This window comes from Streptomyces sp. NPDC004031 (assembly GCF_053604375.1).
This window is the reverse complement of record NZ_JBSGHL010000066.1, coordinates 1-13,907: the sequence shown is the minus strand read 5'-3', so window position 1 is coordinate 13,907 and position 13,907 is coordinate 1. Positions and strand designations below refer to the sequence as shown.

At 74.5% G+C, this 13,907-nt stretch carries 13 protein-coding genes and 1 riboswitch; of the genes, 7 read left to right on the top strand and 6 right to left on the bottom strand.

Going from position 1 to position 13,907, the window contains the following annotated elements; translation table 11 throughout:
* Window positions 1-12 precede the first annotated feature (12 nt).
* From ACWERV_RS30995 to mnmA, 4 genes are all read right to left on the bottom strand, one after another.
* Window positions 13-966, bottom strand: coding sequence for a methionine synthase (locus ACWERV_RS30995; protein ID WP_452939412.1), 954 nt, complete (start codon window positions 964-966; stop codon window positions 13-15).
* Between the two features lie 79 nt (window positions 967-1,045).
* Complete coding sequence (locus tag ACWERV_RS30990) at window positions 1,046-1,738, bottom strand: SDR family oxidoreductase (protein WP_398186970.1); 693 nt, start codon at window positions 1,736-1,738, stop codon at window positions 1,046-1,048.
* Window positions 1,735-2,265 carry an LOG family protein gene (locus tag ACWERV_RS30985; RefSeq protein WP_452939363.1) on the bottom strand — a complete coding sequence of 177 codons (531 nt, stop codon included), beginning with the start codon at window positions 2,263-2,265 and terminating at the stop codon, window positions 1,735-1,737. The genes ACWERV_RS30990 and ACWERV_RS30985 overlap by 4 nt, the downstream gene beginning before the upstream one ends.
* On the bottom strand, window positions 2,262-3,440 hold the full coding sequence (gene mnmA / locus ACWERV_RS30980) for a tRNA 2-thiouridine(34) synthase MnmA (RefSeq protein WP_452939361.1): 1,179 nt from the start codon (window positions 3,438-3,440) through the stop codon (window positions 2,262-2,264). The genes ACWERV_RS30985 and mnmA overlap by 4 nt, the downstream gene beginning before the upstream one ends.
* Window positions 3,441-3,654: 214 nt before the next feature.
* Here mnmA and ACWERV_RS30975 point away from each other — a divergent pair, with 214 nt between their 5' ends.
* The 3 genes from ACWERV_RS30975 (at window position 3,655) to ACWERV_RS30965 (ending at window position 7,371) form a co-directional block, all read left to right on the top strand.
* Complete coding sequence (locus tag ACWERV_RS30975) at window positions 3,655-4,518, top strand: thioesterase family protein (protein ID WP_452939358.1); 864 nt, start codon at window positions 3,655-3,657, stop codon at window positions 4,516-4,518.
* Window positions 4,519-4,621: 103 nt separating this feature from the next.
* On the top strand, window positions 4,622-5,788 hold the full coding sequence (locus tag ACWERV_RS30970; RefSeq protein WP_452939356.1) for a cysteine desulfurase family protein: 1,167 nt from the start codon (window positions 4,622-4,624) through the stop codon (window positions 5,786-5,788).
* Between the two features lie 74 nt (window positions 5,789-5,862).
* A complete protein-coding gene (locus tag ACWERV_RS30965; RefSeq protein WP_452939353.1) occupies window positions 5,863-7,371 on the top strand; it encodes a DUF885 family protein in 1,509 nt (502 codons plus the stop codon).
* A 10-nt stretch (window positions 7,372-7,381) separates the two neighbouring features.
* On the opposite strand, the gene ACWERV_RS30960 is transcribed toward ACWERV_RS30965, so the two are convergent.
* Window positions 7,382-8,152, bottom strand: coding sequence for an enhanced serine sensitivity protein SseB C-terminal domain-containing protein (locus ACWERV_RS30960; protein WP_398186988.1), 771 nt, complete (start codon window positions 8,150-8,152; stop codon window positions 7,382-7,384).
* A 155-nt stretch (window positions 8,153-8,307) separates the two neighbouring features.
* Window positions 8,308-9,060, bottom strand: a complete 753-nt coding sequence (locus ACWERV_RS30955; RefSeq protein WP_398186991.1) for an enhanced serine sensitivity protein SseB — start codon at window positions 9,058-9,060, stop codon at window positions 8,308-8,310.
* 182 nt (window positions 9,061-9,242) lie between these two features.
* Window positions 9,243-9,348: riboswitch (glycine riboswitch) on the top strand.
* A 172-nt stretch (window positions 9,349-9,520) separates the two neighbouring features.
* On the opposite strand from ACWERV_RS30955, the gene gcvT reads away from it, so the two are divergent.
* From gcvT to ACWERV_RS30935, 4 genes are all read left to right on the top strand, one after another.
* The gene (gcvT, locus tag ACWERV_RS30950) at window positions 9,521-10,660 is read left to right on the top strand and encodes a glycine cleavage system aminomethyltransferase GcvT (RefSeq protein WP_398186994.1); all 1,140 of its coding nucleotides are present in this window, start codon (window positions 9,521-9,523) and stop codon (window positions 10,658-10,660) included.
* A gap of 178 nt (window positions 10,661-10,838) precedes the next feature.
* Window positions 10,839-11,219, top strand: coding sequence for a glycine cleavage system protein GcvH (gene gcvH / locus ACWERV_RS30945; protein WP_398186997.1), 381 nt, complete (start codon window positions 10,839-10,841; stop codon window positions 11,217-11,219).
* Window positions 11,220-11,255: 36 nt separating this feature from the next.
* Complete coding sequence (gene glyA / locus ACWERV_RS30940) at window positions 11,256-12,521, top strand: serine hydroxymethyltransferase (RefSeq protein ID WP_452939348.1); 1,266 nt, start codon at window positions 11,256-11,258, stop codon at window positions 12,519-12,521.
* 172 nt (window positions 12,522-12,693) lie between these two features.
* Window positions 12,694-13,907: L-serine ammonia-lyase (locus ACWERV_RS30935; RefSeq protein ID WP_452939346.1), on the top strand; the 1,214-nt coding region annotated here is incomplete at its 3' end.

Here is a 13,907-nt window from a genome sequence, read left to right as displayed (position 1 = left end):
CGTCCTTCCTCACTACTCAGGGTTGTCGACGAGCGAGCGGGCCGCCTTCGCGCAGTGCACGAGAGCGGCTCGGGCGTAGGCCGATGAGGCCCCCGCCAGACCGCAGGACGGGGTCACGGCGACGGAGGACCCCAACGCCCCCGGTGCCAGCCCCAACCTGCGCCACAATGCCCGAACACCACTCACGCTACCGGCAGGGTCCGACAATGGGGTGTCGGTGCCCGGCACGACACCGGCCAGCAGTGCGGTGCCCGCCTCGGCCGCCTCGCCCACCGCGTCCCAGTCACGTTCGGTGAGCAGGGCGAAGTCGAAGGACACACCGGCGGCGCCCGCGGCGCGCAGCAGCCCGAAGGGGACGTCGGGGGCGCAGGAGTGGACGACCACCGGCACCCCGGCCGCCGCGATCAGCTCGCGCAGCGTCTGCTCGACGACCGCGCGGTCCACCACCCGGTAGGTGCGGTAGCCGCTGGCGGTGCGGATCCGTCCGGCCAGCACCGCGGTCAGCGACGGCTCGTCCAGCTGCAGCACCGGCTGCGCGCCCGGCACCCGGCGGCGGACGTCCGCGAGGTGCGCGGCCAGGCCCTCCGCGAGCGATCCGGCCAGGTCGCGGCAGGCGCCCGGGTCGCCGAGCGCGGCTTCGCCGTGCCGGGTCTGCACGGACGCCGCGAGCGTCCACGGGCCGACCGCCTGGAGCTTGAGCGGGCCCTCGTACCCTTGCGTGAACTCCTCCAGGGCGTCCAGGTCCTCCCCCAGCCAGGAGCGGGCCCGCCGGGTGTCCCGGCCCGGGTGGTCGCCGAAGCGCCAGCCGCTGGGCTCCAGCCGGGCGTACAGCTCCGCGAGCAGGCCCAGGCTGCGGCCGATCATGTCCGCGCCGGGTCCGCGCGCGGGCAGCTCGGGCAGGAACGGGAGGCCCTGCGGGGCCTCGGTGGCGACACGGGCCGCCTCACGGGCGTCGGTGCCGGGCATCGAGCCGACGCCGGTGGCGGTGGCCGGGGGGAGGTGCAGGTCGCTGATCACGCCCGAAGGGTAGCCCGCGGGCCGCGCCTCACCGGCCGGGGCGGACGGTGAGGTCGGTCAGCTCGGCGTCCCGCGGCAGGTCCAGAGCGGTCAGGACGGTGGTGGCCACCGACTCCGGGTCGATCCAGCGGGACGGGTCGTAGGGCTTGCCCTCCTGCTGGTGGACCTTCTGCTGCATGGGCGTCGCGGTGCGGCTCGGGTAGACCGACGTCACGCGGACGCCCGCGGCGTGCTCCTCGGCGCGCAGCGCGTCGGCGAGCGCGCGCAGTCCGAACTTGCTCGCCCCGTACGCGCTCCACTCGCCGCTCACGCTCAGGCCGGAGGTGGAGTTGACGAACACCACGCTGCCGCGCGACAGCCGCAGCTGGGGCAGCAGCAGCCGGGTCAGCTCGGCGGGGCCCATGAGGTTGACCGCGAGTGTCTCCTGCCAGATCTTCGGCGTGAGGTCGCCGACCGGGCCCAGCTCGACCGTGCCGGCGATGTGCAGCAGCGAGTCCAGCCGGTCGGGCGGCGACTGGTGGCCGATCGCCCAGGACAGCCGGGCGGGCTCGGCGAGATCCCCGACGAGTGTGCGCGCGCCCTGGTGGATCTCCGCGAGCTGCCGGGCCCGTGCGGCGTCCCTGGCCAGCAGCCAGACCTCGTCCCCGCGCTCCAGCAGCCGCCGCGCGACCGCGCTGCCGATCCCGGATCCGGCCCCGGTGACGAGATGCACGCCGCTCACAGCTGCTCATCCAGGTAGGCCAGCGCGTCCGCGCCGTCGGAGGCGAAGTGGACGAGCTGGGACAGCGGCAGGGGCAGGAAGCCCTCCGCGTCCATCCTGCGCAGCTGGAGCTCCAGGCCGTCGTAGAAACCGGCGCTGCCCAGCAGGACCACCGGTTTGGAGTGGAGCCCGTGCTTCTTGAGCTCCAGGATCTCGGTGGCCTCGTCGAGCGTGCCCGTGCCGCCGACCATCACGACCAGGGCGTCGCTGCGGCGCAGCAGCTCCGCCTTGCGCGCCGCGAGGTCGGCGGTGACGACCATCTCGTCGGCGTTCTTGCGCGCCTTGTGCTGGAGGAATTCCACCGAGACGCCCACGAGCCGCCCGCCGGCTTCCTGGACGCTGTCGGCGAGGACCTTCATCAGGCCCGACTCGGAGCCGCCCCACACCAGCGTGTGGCCGCCGGCGCCCATCAGCTTGCCGAACTCGCGGGCCGGTTCGGTGTACTGCTCGCCGAGGTCGGCGGCCGACAGGAACACTCCGATGTTCATACGTTCACCGCGGGCTTCTCCTCGTGGCGGGTCGCTGACGTGGCACGGTCGGTGGTGGCACGGTCGGTCGTGGCGATGGTGGCCGAGCCGACGACGCGGGTGCCGTCGTAGAGGACGACCGCCTGGCCGGGGGCGACCCCGCGGACCGGCGCGGCGAAGCGGACGTGCAGCTCGCCTTCCCGGGACTCCGCGGTCACCGCGACGTCCTCGCCGTGGGCGCGCAGCTGCGCGGTGTACGCCGCGGGGCCGGCCGGCGGGGTGCCGCACCAGCGGGGGCGGATCGCGGTGAGCGACGTGACGTCGAGCGCCTCGGCGGGCCCGACCGTCACGGTGTTGTCGACCGGTGAGATGTCCAGCACGTAGCGCGGCTTGCCGTCGTCGGCGGGGACGCCGAGCCGCAGGCCCTTGCGCTGGCCGATGGTGAAGCCGTAGGCGCCCTGGTGGGTGCCGACCCGCTCGCCGTCCTGGTCGACGATCGCGCCCTCGGCGCTGCCGAGCCGCTTGGCGAGGAAGCCCTGGGTGTCGCCGTCGGCGATGAAGCAGATGTCGTGGCTGTCGGGCTTGCGCGCGACGGCCAGGCCGCGCCGCTCGGCCTCGGCGCGGATCTCGTCCTTGGTGGTCAGGGTGTCGCCGAGCGGGAACATCGCGTGGGCGAGCTGCCGCTCGTCGAGCACACCGAGCACGTAGGACTGGTCCTTGGCCGCGTCGCTCGCGCGGTGCAGCTCGCGGGCGCCGTCCGGGCGGGTGACGACCGTGGCGTAGTGGCCGGTGCAGACCGCGTCGAAGCCCAGCGCGAGCGCCTTGTCCAGCAGCGCGGCGAACTTGATCTTCTCGTTGCACCGCAGGCACGGGTTGGGGGTGCGGCCGGCCGCGTACTCGCTGACGAAGTCCGCCACCACGTCCTCGCGGAAGCGCTCGGCGAGATCCCACACGTAGAAGGGGATGCCGATGACGTCGGCCGCGCGCCGGGCGTCCCGCGAGTCCTCCACCGTGCAGCAGCCGCGGGCGCCGGTACGGAAGCTCTGCGGATTCGCCGACAGGGCCAGATGGACACCGGTCACGTCGTGCCCGGCCTCGGCGGCACGGGCGGCGGCCACCGCGGAGTCGACACCGCCGCTCATCGCGGCGAGCACGCGCAGCCGGCGGGGCTCGGCGGGCTGGGAGAAGTCGTTCACCTGTCCAGGGTAACGGTCGGCTCCGCGCGGGCCCGTGGGTTGTCCACAGGGCCGCGCAGGGCCCGGCCGCGGCGGCGGAAGAGGCCCGCGGGTCCGGGCGTTGCACGGCACGGGGGCTCCGGCGGGCCTGCGCGGACCGTCCGGCGGGGCGGTGGCATCGCCCTCCCTCCGGGGGACTGGACAACCGGCGACTACCGATGGGTAACATCACTCCATGGCAGATGCAACGGCCCGCGCGGCCATCGGGGACAGCGAGTTCAACCGCGACACCGCCGTGGTCGCGCGGCCGGACGAGCCGGGCACGTACGACGCCGCGCTCTCCGCGGGCTGGACCATCATCAGGGCCGTCAACGGCGGCTACCTGCTCGCCGTCGTGGCCCGCGCGCTGCGCGACGCGCTTCCGCACCCCGACCCGCTGACCGTCACCGCGCACTACCTGACGGCCTCCGAGCCCGGCCCCGCCGTCGTCAGGACGCAGACCGTACGGGCCGGGCGGAGCATGTCCACCGGTCAGGCCTCGCTCTACCAGCGCGACGCGCAGGGGCGCGAGGTCGAGCGGATCCGGGTGATCGCCGGATACGGCGACCTCACCGCGCTCCCCGACGACGTCCGCACCGCCGCCAAGCCGCCGCTGATGCCGTCCTACGCCGACTGCGTCGGCTCGGAGGACGCGCCGCCCGGCGCCGGGCCGGTCAGCGGCTCCACCGCCATCCTCGGCCGCCTCGACCTGCGCCTGGACCCGGCGACCGCCGGCTGGGCGGTCGGCGCGCCCTCCGGCTCGGGCGAGATGCGCGGCTGGCTGGGCCTGGCCGACGGGCGCGACCACGACGCGCTGTCGCTGCTGCTGGCCGTCGACGCCCTGCCGCCGACCGCCTTCGAACTCGGCCTGGCCGGGTGGGTGCCGACGGTCGAGCTGACCGTGCATGTGCGGGCCGTCCCGGCACCCGGGCCGGTGCGCGTGGCGATCTCCACCCGCAACCTCGCGGGCGGCCTCCTGGAGGAGGACGCCGAGGTGTGGGACTCCCAGGACCGGCTGGTGGCGCAGTCCCGCCAGCTGGCGCGCGCCCCGCGCGCCTGACCGGGGCACGTCCCCCGTCGGCGCGCCCCGCCGGGCCGTGCCGAAAGGGCGTGCGGAGAGCGCCGGGAACCGGACGGCCCGCGGACCGTAGAATCGACGGACCATGGCCTACTTCGATCACGCCGCCACGACGCCCATGCTGCCGGAGGCGGTCGAGGCGCTGACCGCGCACCTCACGGTGACCGGGAACGCCTCGGCACTCCACGCCGCGGGCCGCCGGGCCCGGCGGACGGTCGAGGAGTCCCGCGAGGCCCTGGCCGAGGCGCTCGGCGCCCGGCCGAGCGAGGTCGTCTTCACCGGCGGCGGCACCGAGTCGGACAACCTGGCCGTCAAGGGCCTGTTCTGGGCGCGCCGGGCGGCCGATCCGCGCCGGGTCAGGGTGCTGGCGAGCCCGGTGGAGCACCACGCCGTGCTGGACGCGGTGCACTGGCTGGCCGACCACGAGGGCGCCGTCGTGGAGTGGCTGCCGGTCGACTCCTACGGCAGGGTGCACCCCGAGGCGCTGCGTACCGCGCTGGCCGCGCACCCTGACGAGACCGCCCTGGTCACCGTGATGTGGGCGAACAACGAGGTCGGCACCATCCTGCCGGTCGCCGATCTCGCGGCTGTCTGCGCCGAGTTCGGGGTGCCGATGCACTCCGACGCGGTGCAGGCCTTCGGCCAGGCCGACGTGGACTTCGCGGCCTCGGGTCTGGACGCGATGACCGTCACCGGGCACAAGGTGGGCGGTCCGTACGGGGTCGGCGCCCTGCTGCTGCGCCGCGACGACACCCCCGTGCCGCTGCTGCACGGCGGCGAGCAGGAGCGCAGCCGCTCGGGCACCCTCGACGTACCGGCCATCGCCGCCTTCGCCGCGGCGGGCACCCTGGCGGCGCGGCACCGTACGGAATTCACCGCGGCGGTCGGCGCGCTGCGCGACGAGCTGGTGCGCGGGGTGCGGGCGGCGGTGCCCGACGCGGTGCTCAACGGCGACCCGGACGCCGGCGGCCGCCTCGCCTCGATCGCGCACTTCACCTTCCCCGGCTGCGAGGGCGACGCCCTCCTGCTGCTGCTGGACGCCCAGGGCATCGCCTGCTCCACCGGCTCGGCCTGCACCGCGGGCGTGGCCCAGCCCAGCCATGTGCTGCTCGCGATGGGCAGCCCCGCCCCGGACGCCCGCGCGACGCTGCGCTTCTCGCTCGGCCACACCACGACCGCCGGGGAGGTCGCCGAGCTGGTCCGGGCGATCGGCCCGGCCGTGGAGCGCGCCAGGACCGCCGGCCAGACCTGAGCCGCCCTCCGGGGCGGCCCGACTCGCCCGCCCCGCGGGCAGACGGGCGGCGCGGGCAACGCTACGGTCGGAGCATGGATGATCGGCTCCGCGCCGTCTGCGACCTGATGATGCCCACCGTCCGGGAGATGGCCGGGCTGCACGAGTACGACGGCCGCGTGCAGGACCTCTCCCCCGACGGAATACGCCGCGCCCTGGCCGCGGTCGACACCGCCCGGCGCAATACGCCACGCCTTCCCGACCCGCACGACGAGGCGCACCTGAGCGTCTTCGAGGAGTCGGTGCGGGTGCAGTACGGCGAGCTGGAGATGCACCGGCGCGACCCCTACCCCCATCTGTCCAACCTCGAACTCGCCTGTTACGACCGGGAGTACGCCCCCCGCAAGGAGCGCGCCGCGGCGCGCCGCAGGCACCTCGCGCAGTGGCCCGACGCGGTGGACGCCGCGCTGGCCTCGCTCGACCGGGTGAGCGCGCCCGTCGCGTCCGCCCTGCTCGGCTCCGCCCACGGACTCGCCTTCGGCCTCGACCCGGACGAGGGCGTGGAGGCCGACGCCCTGGACGCGCACGCCCGGCTGACCGCCCACCTGGAGCACGCCGCCGAGCACGGCGACCCCGACCCGCGGCTCGGCGGCCCCGGGCTGGCCGCGCTGATGGGCTCCCAGGAGGGCATGCACGTCGATCTGACGGCGCTCGCCGAGACGGCCGACCGGGAGCGGGTACGGCTCGGACAGCTGCTCGCCGACTCCTGTCGCGCCCTCGACCCGCGCCGGTCGGTCGACGACCTGATCCCCGAGCTGCTCGCCGACCACCCGGGCGCCGACGGCGTCATCCCGGCCGCCGCCCGGCTCACCGAGGAGGTCATCGCCTTCACCCGCGAGCGGCAGCTCGCGCCCTACCTGGACGGCGAGTGCCTGGTGGGGCCCGCGCCGCCGTCGCGGCGCTGGGCGATGGCCATGATGACCTGGGCGGGCCCCGGGGAGCCCGAGACGCCGTCCTGGTACCACGTGACGCCGCCGGAGCCGGACTGGCCCGCACAGGACCGCGAGGAGTGGCTGACGGTCTTCAGCCGCACCAGCCTGCCCTCGATCACCGTCCACGAGGTCGCGCCCGGCCACTTCGCGCACGGCCGCGCCCTGCGCCGGGCGGCCGGACCGGTCCGCCGGGTGCTGCACAGCCTCGCCTTCTGCGAGGGCTGGGCACATTACGTCGAGGAGGTCTGCCTCGACGAGGGCTTCCGGGCCCGCGACCCGCGCTTCGCGATCGGCGTGGCCCTGGAGGCGCTGGTCCGGGTGACCCGGCTGACCTGCGCGATCGGGCTGCACACCGGGGCGATGGACGTCGCAGACGCCACGCACCTGTTCGTCCGGGACGCGCACCTGGCACCGGCGGGGGCCGCCGCGGAGGCGCGCCGCGGGACCTTCGACGCCGGGTACGGGCGGTACACGTGGGGGAAGCTGGAGATCATGCGGGCCCGTGAGCGGGCGGAGCGCTCGCCGGGCTTCTCGGTGCCGGGCTTCCACGCCGACCTGCTGGCGCTCGGGGCGCCCCCGCTGGGCCTGCTGGACGCCGGGGCACCGGCGTAGGCGGGCGGGCTCAGTAGCGCGGCGGCGGGCCCCAGGCGGGCGGGCTGCTGAAGGCGTCGCGGTCGAAGATCGGCTGGGCGTTGGCACGCAGCCACATCGCCACCGGGTCGTGCGGATCGGACATGGCGACCGTGGAGACCGGCAGCCCCTCCGGGACACCGGGCACGGCCTGCTGCATCATCAGCCGTACGGCCTCCACCGCCTGCGGCGAGGAGTCGTAGACCTCGACGCCGACGGCGAGGTACGCCTCCCCCAGCGCGGGCTGTACCCACGCCTGCCGCAGCGCGCGTACCGCGGGCGTACGCTGCGCCGCCGTGGCCAGCAGCGCGTAGAACTGCGGCATCTGCACGGCGGGCTCGCCGATCCGCAGCGGGCCCGCGGGCAGCAGGTCCAGGCCCGCGGCGACACGGCGCAGATCCGGCCAGGGGATACCGACGCCGCCGCCAGGGGCGTGCGGGTTGAGCCACAGACCGCAGTGGTCGGGGAAGAGGGTGAGCGCGATGTCGCGGCCCGCTGCGATCTCGTGCTCGCGGTTCCAGCCGCTGGCGCCCAGCTCGCGCGGGGACGTGCAGGCGGGGGCGTAGCGGTGCCCCGCGACCTCCATCGCGGCGTACTGGGCGTCGTGGGTGCCGGGCGCGCCCTGCCAGAGCAGCATCCATACCTGGCCCTCGGCCAGTGACGCGAGCAGGTTCTCGTATGCGTCGAAGCGGCCCGGCGCCACCTGGAGCAGCATCTGCTCCACATGGCCGGCCGCCGCGCCGCCGTGCGCGCCCGCGATCACGTCGGACCGCCCCTTTCCCGTCAGATTCGTCTTACGCCGTCATTACGCCATCAAACCAGGTCGGCTCTGGCCATCGGAACGCTGACCGACTCAAGCGGCACGGGCTAAATGGCTCGTATACGGCTCGTATACGCCCGCACCGGGCACCCGCCGGGTCAGTCCCTGGCGTAGAAGGGCCGGACGGTCTCCAGCATCCAGTCGGCCACCGGGTCCTGGGCGACGTCGAGCAGGATCAGATGGACCGGCCAGGGCAGCGGTGCGGCGCCCAGCGCCCGGCCGAGGGCGTCCATGGCGGCGGCGCGGTCGCCCTCCTGCCAGCCGTCCAGCTCGACGCCGACGAAGAGCGCGGGCGGCTCCTCCTCGACGGCCGCCATGGCGCGGCGGGCGCTCAGCACCACGGGGGTGACGGCGTACTCGGCGGCGGCGATGGCCAGGAAGTCGACGGGCTCCTCATCCGGAGCGGGCTCCCACAGCCGCACCCTGGCGCCGCCGGGGACCTGCTCGCCGTACGCGCCCGGCGGCCGGGTGCCGCGGCACAGCTCGGCGACCGCGGCGGGCGGCAGCGGGACGCCCACAGCACCGCCGGGGTTGACCGCGATGCCGACCATCGGGGGCAGGCCGCGGGCGAAGTCGCGGACGGGGGCGACCGCGCAGGACATGCCCTCGGCGGCGAGCCGGTACTGCTGCTCCGAGCTGAAAACCGGCACATAGGGTGCGCCGCCCAGCTCCACGGTGGGCAGGTCGAGGTCGGTGGACGCGGACGAGCCGCCGTTGGGCAGCGGCACCCACACGTGGGAGCGGCCGAGCACCTCCAGCAGCCGGGGCGTCGCGGCGGGGTTGCCGAGGCTGGCCGCGAGCACTTCCTCCAGCTCGTTCGCCGGCCATATGTACGGTGCCGGATTGTCCATGTCCATCCTCGTCCGCGCTGTGTGCCGCCGTCGGCGGCCACCCGTTGCCTGCCGGGAAACCCTATCGGCTGGCCGCCGCGCCCGTCCGGGCATGCGATGATGGCGGCGCGTACCGGCGGCGGGAAGGGCATGACCTGCGCCGACGGCACGAGCAGCACCCACAATTCGCATACCGGCCGTTTGGAGGCCGCGCGGGAGAGTCCCGCCCCACCGGAGACGGCGGGGGCCGGGCGCCGAAGGAGCAAGTCCTCCCTTGAATCTCTCAGGCACAGATACCGCGCGGACGAGGCAGATCTGAAAAGCGGGCGGGCCGCGTTCACCGGTCCCGCCCCACCCAAGGTGCAAGCCGCGGCCCGCAGGGTCACGGTGAACCTCTCAGGTTCCGATGACAGATGGGGAGGCCGGGGTCAGTCCCGGCCGGCAGTCCACGACCCGTCCGCCGCTTTTGGGAGCACCTTCGATGAGCGCAGCACCGAGTCCTTCCCCCGCCGCACCGCGCCGCACCGCGCTCGACGCGGTCCACCGCGCGCTGGGCGCCACCATGACCGACTTCGCCGGCTGGGACATGCCGCTGCGCTACGGCAGCGAGCGCGAGGAGCACCAGGCCGTCCGCACCCGGGCCGGGCTCTTCGACCTCTCCCACATGGGCGAGATCACCGTGAGCGGCCCGCAGGCCGGGCAGGCGCTGGACCACGCGCTGGTGGGCCACCTGTCCGCGCTCGCGGTGGGCCGGGCCCGCTACACCATGGTGTGTGCCCCGGACGGCGGCATCCTGGACGACCTGATCGTCTACCGGCTCGGCGAGGAGCGCTATCTGGTGGTGGCCAACGCCTCCAACGCGCAGACGGTGCTGGACACCCTCGCGCTGCGGGCCGCGGACTTCGACGCCACCGTGACCGACGACCGGGACGCGTACGCGCTGCTCGCCGTGCAGGGGCCGGAGGCGCCCGGCATCCTCGGGTCGCTGACCGACGCGGATCTGCCGGCCCTGCGCTACTACGCGGGGCTGCCGGGCACGGTCGCGGGCGTGCCCGCGCTCATCGCCCGCACCGGCTACACCGGCGAGGACGGCTTCGAGCTGTTCGTCGCGCCCGCGGACGCCGAGCGGCTGTGGGAGGCGCTGCTGACCGCCGGGGCCGACGCCGGGCTCGTGCCCTGCGGCCTGTCCTGCCGCGACACCCTGCGCCTGGAGGCCGGGATGCCGCTCTACGGGCACGAGCTGACGGCGAACGTGACGCCCTTCGACGCCGGGCTCGGGCGGGTCGTGAAGTTCGACAAGCCGGGCGACTTCGTCGGCCGCGAGGCGCTGCTCGCGGCCGCGGCCCGAGCCGCCGAGCAGCCGCCGCGCACGCTCGTCGGGCTCGTCGCCGAGGGCCGCCGGGTGCCGCGCGCGGGCTTCGCCGTCACGGGCCCGGACGGCGCGGTCGTCGGCGAGGTCACCTCGGGGGCGCCGTCGCCGACCCTCGGGGTGCCCATCGCGATGGCGTACGTCGACGAGTCGGCCGCCGCGCCGGGGACGCCGGACGTCGCCGTCGACATCCGGGGCAGCCGGGAACCGTACCGGGTCGTGGCCCTTCCCTTCTACCGCCGCGAGCGCTGAGCCGGACGTCGCCGCCGTCCGGACCAGGTCGACCACGGCGACCACGACGACCACGACGACCACGACGACCACGATCCACGCCGATCCGCACGGCGCGGGCGCCGGGGGTGACGAAGTTATCCACAGGCTGCCGCGCCGCCTCCACCAGCAACCCTTCGCATCCGGGAGAATTTCCGTCATGAGCATCAATCCTGAGCACCTGCGTTACAGCAAGGAGCACGAGTGGGTCTCCCCCGCCGAGGCGGGAGTGTCCACCGTGGGCATCACCTCGCACGCCGCCGACGCGCTCGGTGACGTCGTCTTCGTCCAGCTGCCCGAGGCGGGCGCGACGGTCACCGCGGGCGAGACCTGCGGTGAGCTGGAGTCCACCAAGTCCGTGAGCGAGCTGTACGCCCCGGTGTCCGGCGAGGTCACCGAGGTCAACCAGGACGTGGCCGACGATCCCTCGCTGGTCAACTCCGCGCCCTTCGAGGGCGGCTGGCTGTTCAAGGTGCGGGTCGCCGACGAGGACGCGGAACTGCTCACCGCTGCCGAGTACGACGACTTCACCGCGGCCTGAGCCGTCGCCCCCACCCCGTACCCGAGGGAAGATCCCATGTCGCTCCTGAACCAGTCACTGCACGAGTTCGACCCCGAGGTCGCCGCCGAGGTCGATGCCGAGCTGCGCCGCCAGCAGTCCACCCTGGAAATGATCGCGTCGGAGAATTTCGCGCCGGTCGCGGTCCTGGAGGCCCAGGGCTCGGTGCTGACCAACAAGTACGCCGAGGGCTACCCCGGACGCCGCTACTACGGCGGCTGTGAGCACGTCGACGTCATCGAGCAGCTGGCCATCGACCGGATCAAGGCGCTCTTCGGCGCCGAGGCCGCGAACGTCCAGCCGCACTCGGGCGCGCAGGCGAACGCCGCGGCGATGTTCGCCCTGCTCAAGCCGGGCGACACGATCCTCGGTCTGGATCTCGCGCACGGCGGGCACCTGACCCACGGCATGAAGATCAACTTCTCCGGCAAGCTCTACAAGGTCGCCGCCTACCACGTCGACGCCGAGACCGGCCGGGTCGACATGGACGAGGTGGAGCGGCTGGCCAAGGAGCACCGGCCGCAGCTGATCATCGCCGGCTGGTCGGCGTATCCGCGGCAGCTGGACTTCGCGGCCTTCCGCCGGATCGCGGACGGGGTCGGCGCCTACCTCATGGTCGACATGGCGCATTTCGCCGGGCTGGTCGCGGCGGGGCTGCACCCCTCGCCCGTCCCGCACGCGCACGTCGTGACGACGACGACGCACAAGACGCTCGGCGGGCCGCGCGGCGGCGTCATCCTGTCCACCGCCGACCTGGCCAAGAAGATCAACTCCGCGGTCTTCCCCGGTCAGCAGGGCGGTCCGCTGGAGCATGTGATCGCCGCCAAGGCGGTCGCCTTCAAGGCCGCGGCGACCGAGGAGTTCCGCGGCCGCCAGGCCCGTACGCTGGAGGGGGCGGTCATCCTCGCCGAGCGGCTGGGCCGGGAGGACCTGGCGGCGGTCGGCGTGAAGGTGCTGTCCGGCGGCACGGACGTGCACCTGGTGCTGGTCGACCTGCGTGACTCCGCCCTCGACGGGCAGCAGGCCGAGGACCGGCTGCACGACGTCGGCATCACGGTCAACCGCAACGCGATCCCGAACGACCCGCGCCCGCCGATGGTCACCTCGGGGCTGCGCATCGGCACCCCGGCGCTGGCCACCCGCGGCTTCGACGCCGACGCCTTCCGGGAGGTGGCCGACATCATCGCGGCCGCCCTCCAGCCGGTCTTCGACGCCGACAGCCTGCGGGGCAGGGTGAGCGCGCTCGCCGAGCGCTTCCCGCTCTACCCGGGGCTCGGCGCCTGACCGCCCGCGGCCGCGGGGCACACCCGCCCCGCGGCCGCGGACCGCACCACGAGCAGCACAACGGCGGCCCCCGGCCGCCCGAGCAGCACCCCCGCGCGACCCGCGGGGCCCGTACCACCCGGCAGCACCCCGCGGACAACGGCGTCCGCGGAAACCAGGGAGCACACGACCCATGGCCATCTCCGTATTCGACCTCTTCTCCATCGGCATAGGCCCCTCCAGTTCGCACACCGTGGGGCCGATGCGCGCTGCCCGGATGTTCGCGCAGCGGCTGAAGAACGAGGACCTGCTCACCGCCACCGCCGGAGTCCGCGCGGAGCTGTTCGGTTCGCTCGGCGCGACCGGGCACGGCCACGGCACCCCCAAGGCGGTGCTGCTGGGCCTGGCCGGTCACTCCCCGCGCTCGGTCGACGTCGAGACGGCCGACGACGAGGTGGCCGCGGTGCACACCACCCGGCGCCTCGCACTGCTCGGCGCGCACGAGGTGCCCTTCGACCCGGCGGCCGACCTGGTGCTGCACCGCCGCCGCTCGCTGCCCTACCACGCCAACGGCATGACGCTCAGCGCCCGCGGGCACGACGGCGAGGTGCTGCTGGCCAAGACCTACTACAGCGTCGGCGGCGGCTTCGTGGTGGACGAGGACGCGGTGGGCGCGGACCGCATCAAGCTCGACGACACGGTGCTGCGCCACCCCTTCCGCACCGGCGACGAGCTGCTGCGCCGCTCCCGCGAGACGGGCCTGTCGATCTCCGCGCTGATGCTGGAGAACGAGAAGGCCTGGCGCACCGAGGCCGAGATCCGCACCGGCCTGCTGGAGATCTGGCAGGTCATGCAGAGCTGCGTCGAGCGCGGCCTGTCCCGCGAGGGCATCCTCCCCGGCGGCCTGAAGGTCCGCCGCCGGGCCGCCGTCTCGGCCCGCCAACTGCGCGCGGAGGGCGACCCGGCCGCGCACGCCACCGAGTGGCTGACCCTCTACGCGATGGCGGTCAACGAGGAGAACGCCGCGGGCGGCCGTGTCGTCACCGCCCCCACCAACGGCGCCGCCGGCATCATCCCGGCCGTCCTGCACTACTACCAGCGCTTCGTCCCCGGCGCCGACGACGACGGCATCGTCCGCTTCCTCCTCGCGGCGGGCGCCATCGGCATGCTCTTCAAGGAGAACGCCTCGATCTCCGGCGCCGAGGTCGGCTGCCAGGGCGAGGTCGGCTCGGCCTGCTCGATGGCCGCCGGCGGCCTCGCCGAGATCCTCGGCGGCACCCCCGAACAGGTCGAGAACGCCGCGGAGATCGGCATGGAACACAACCTCGGCCTGACCTGCGACCCGATCGGCGGCCTCGTCCAGATCCCCTGCATCGAGCGCAACGGCATGGCGGCGGTCAAGGCGGT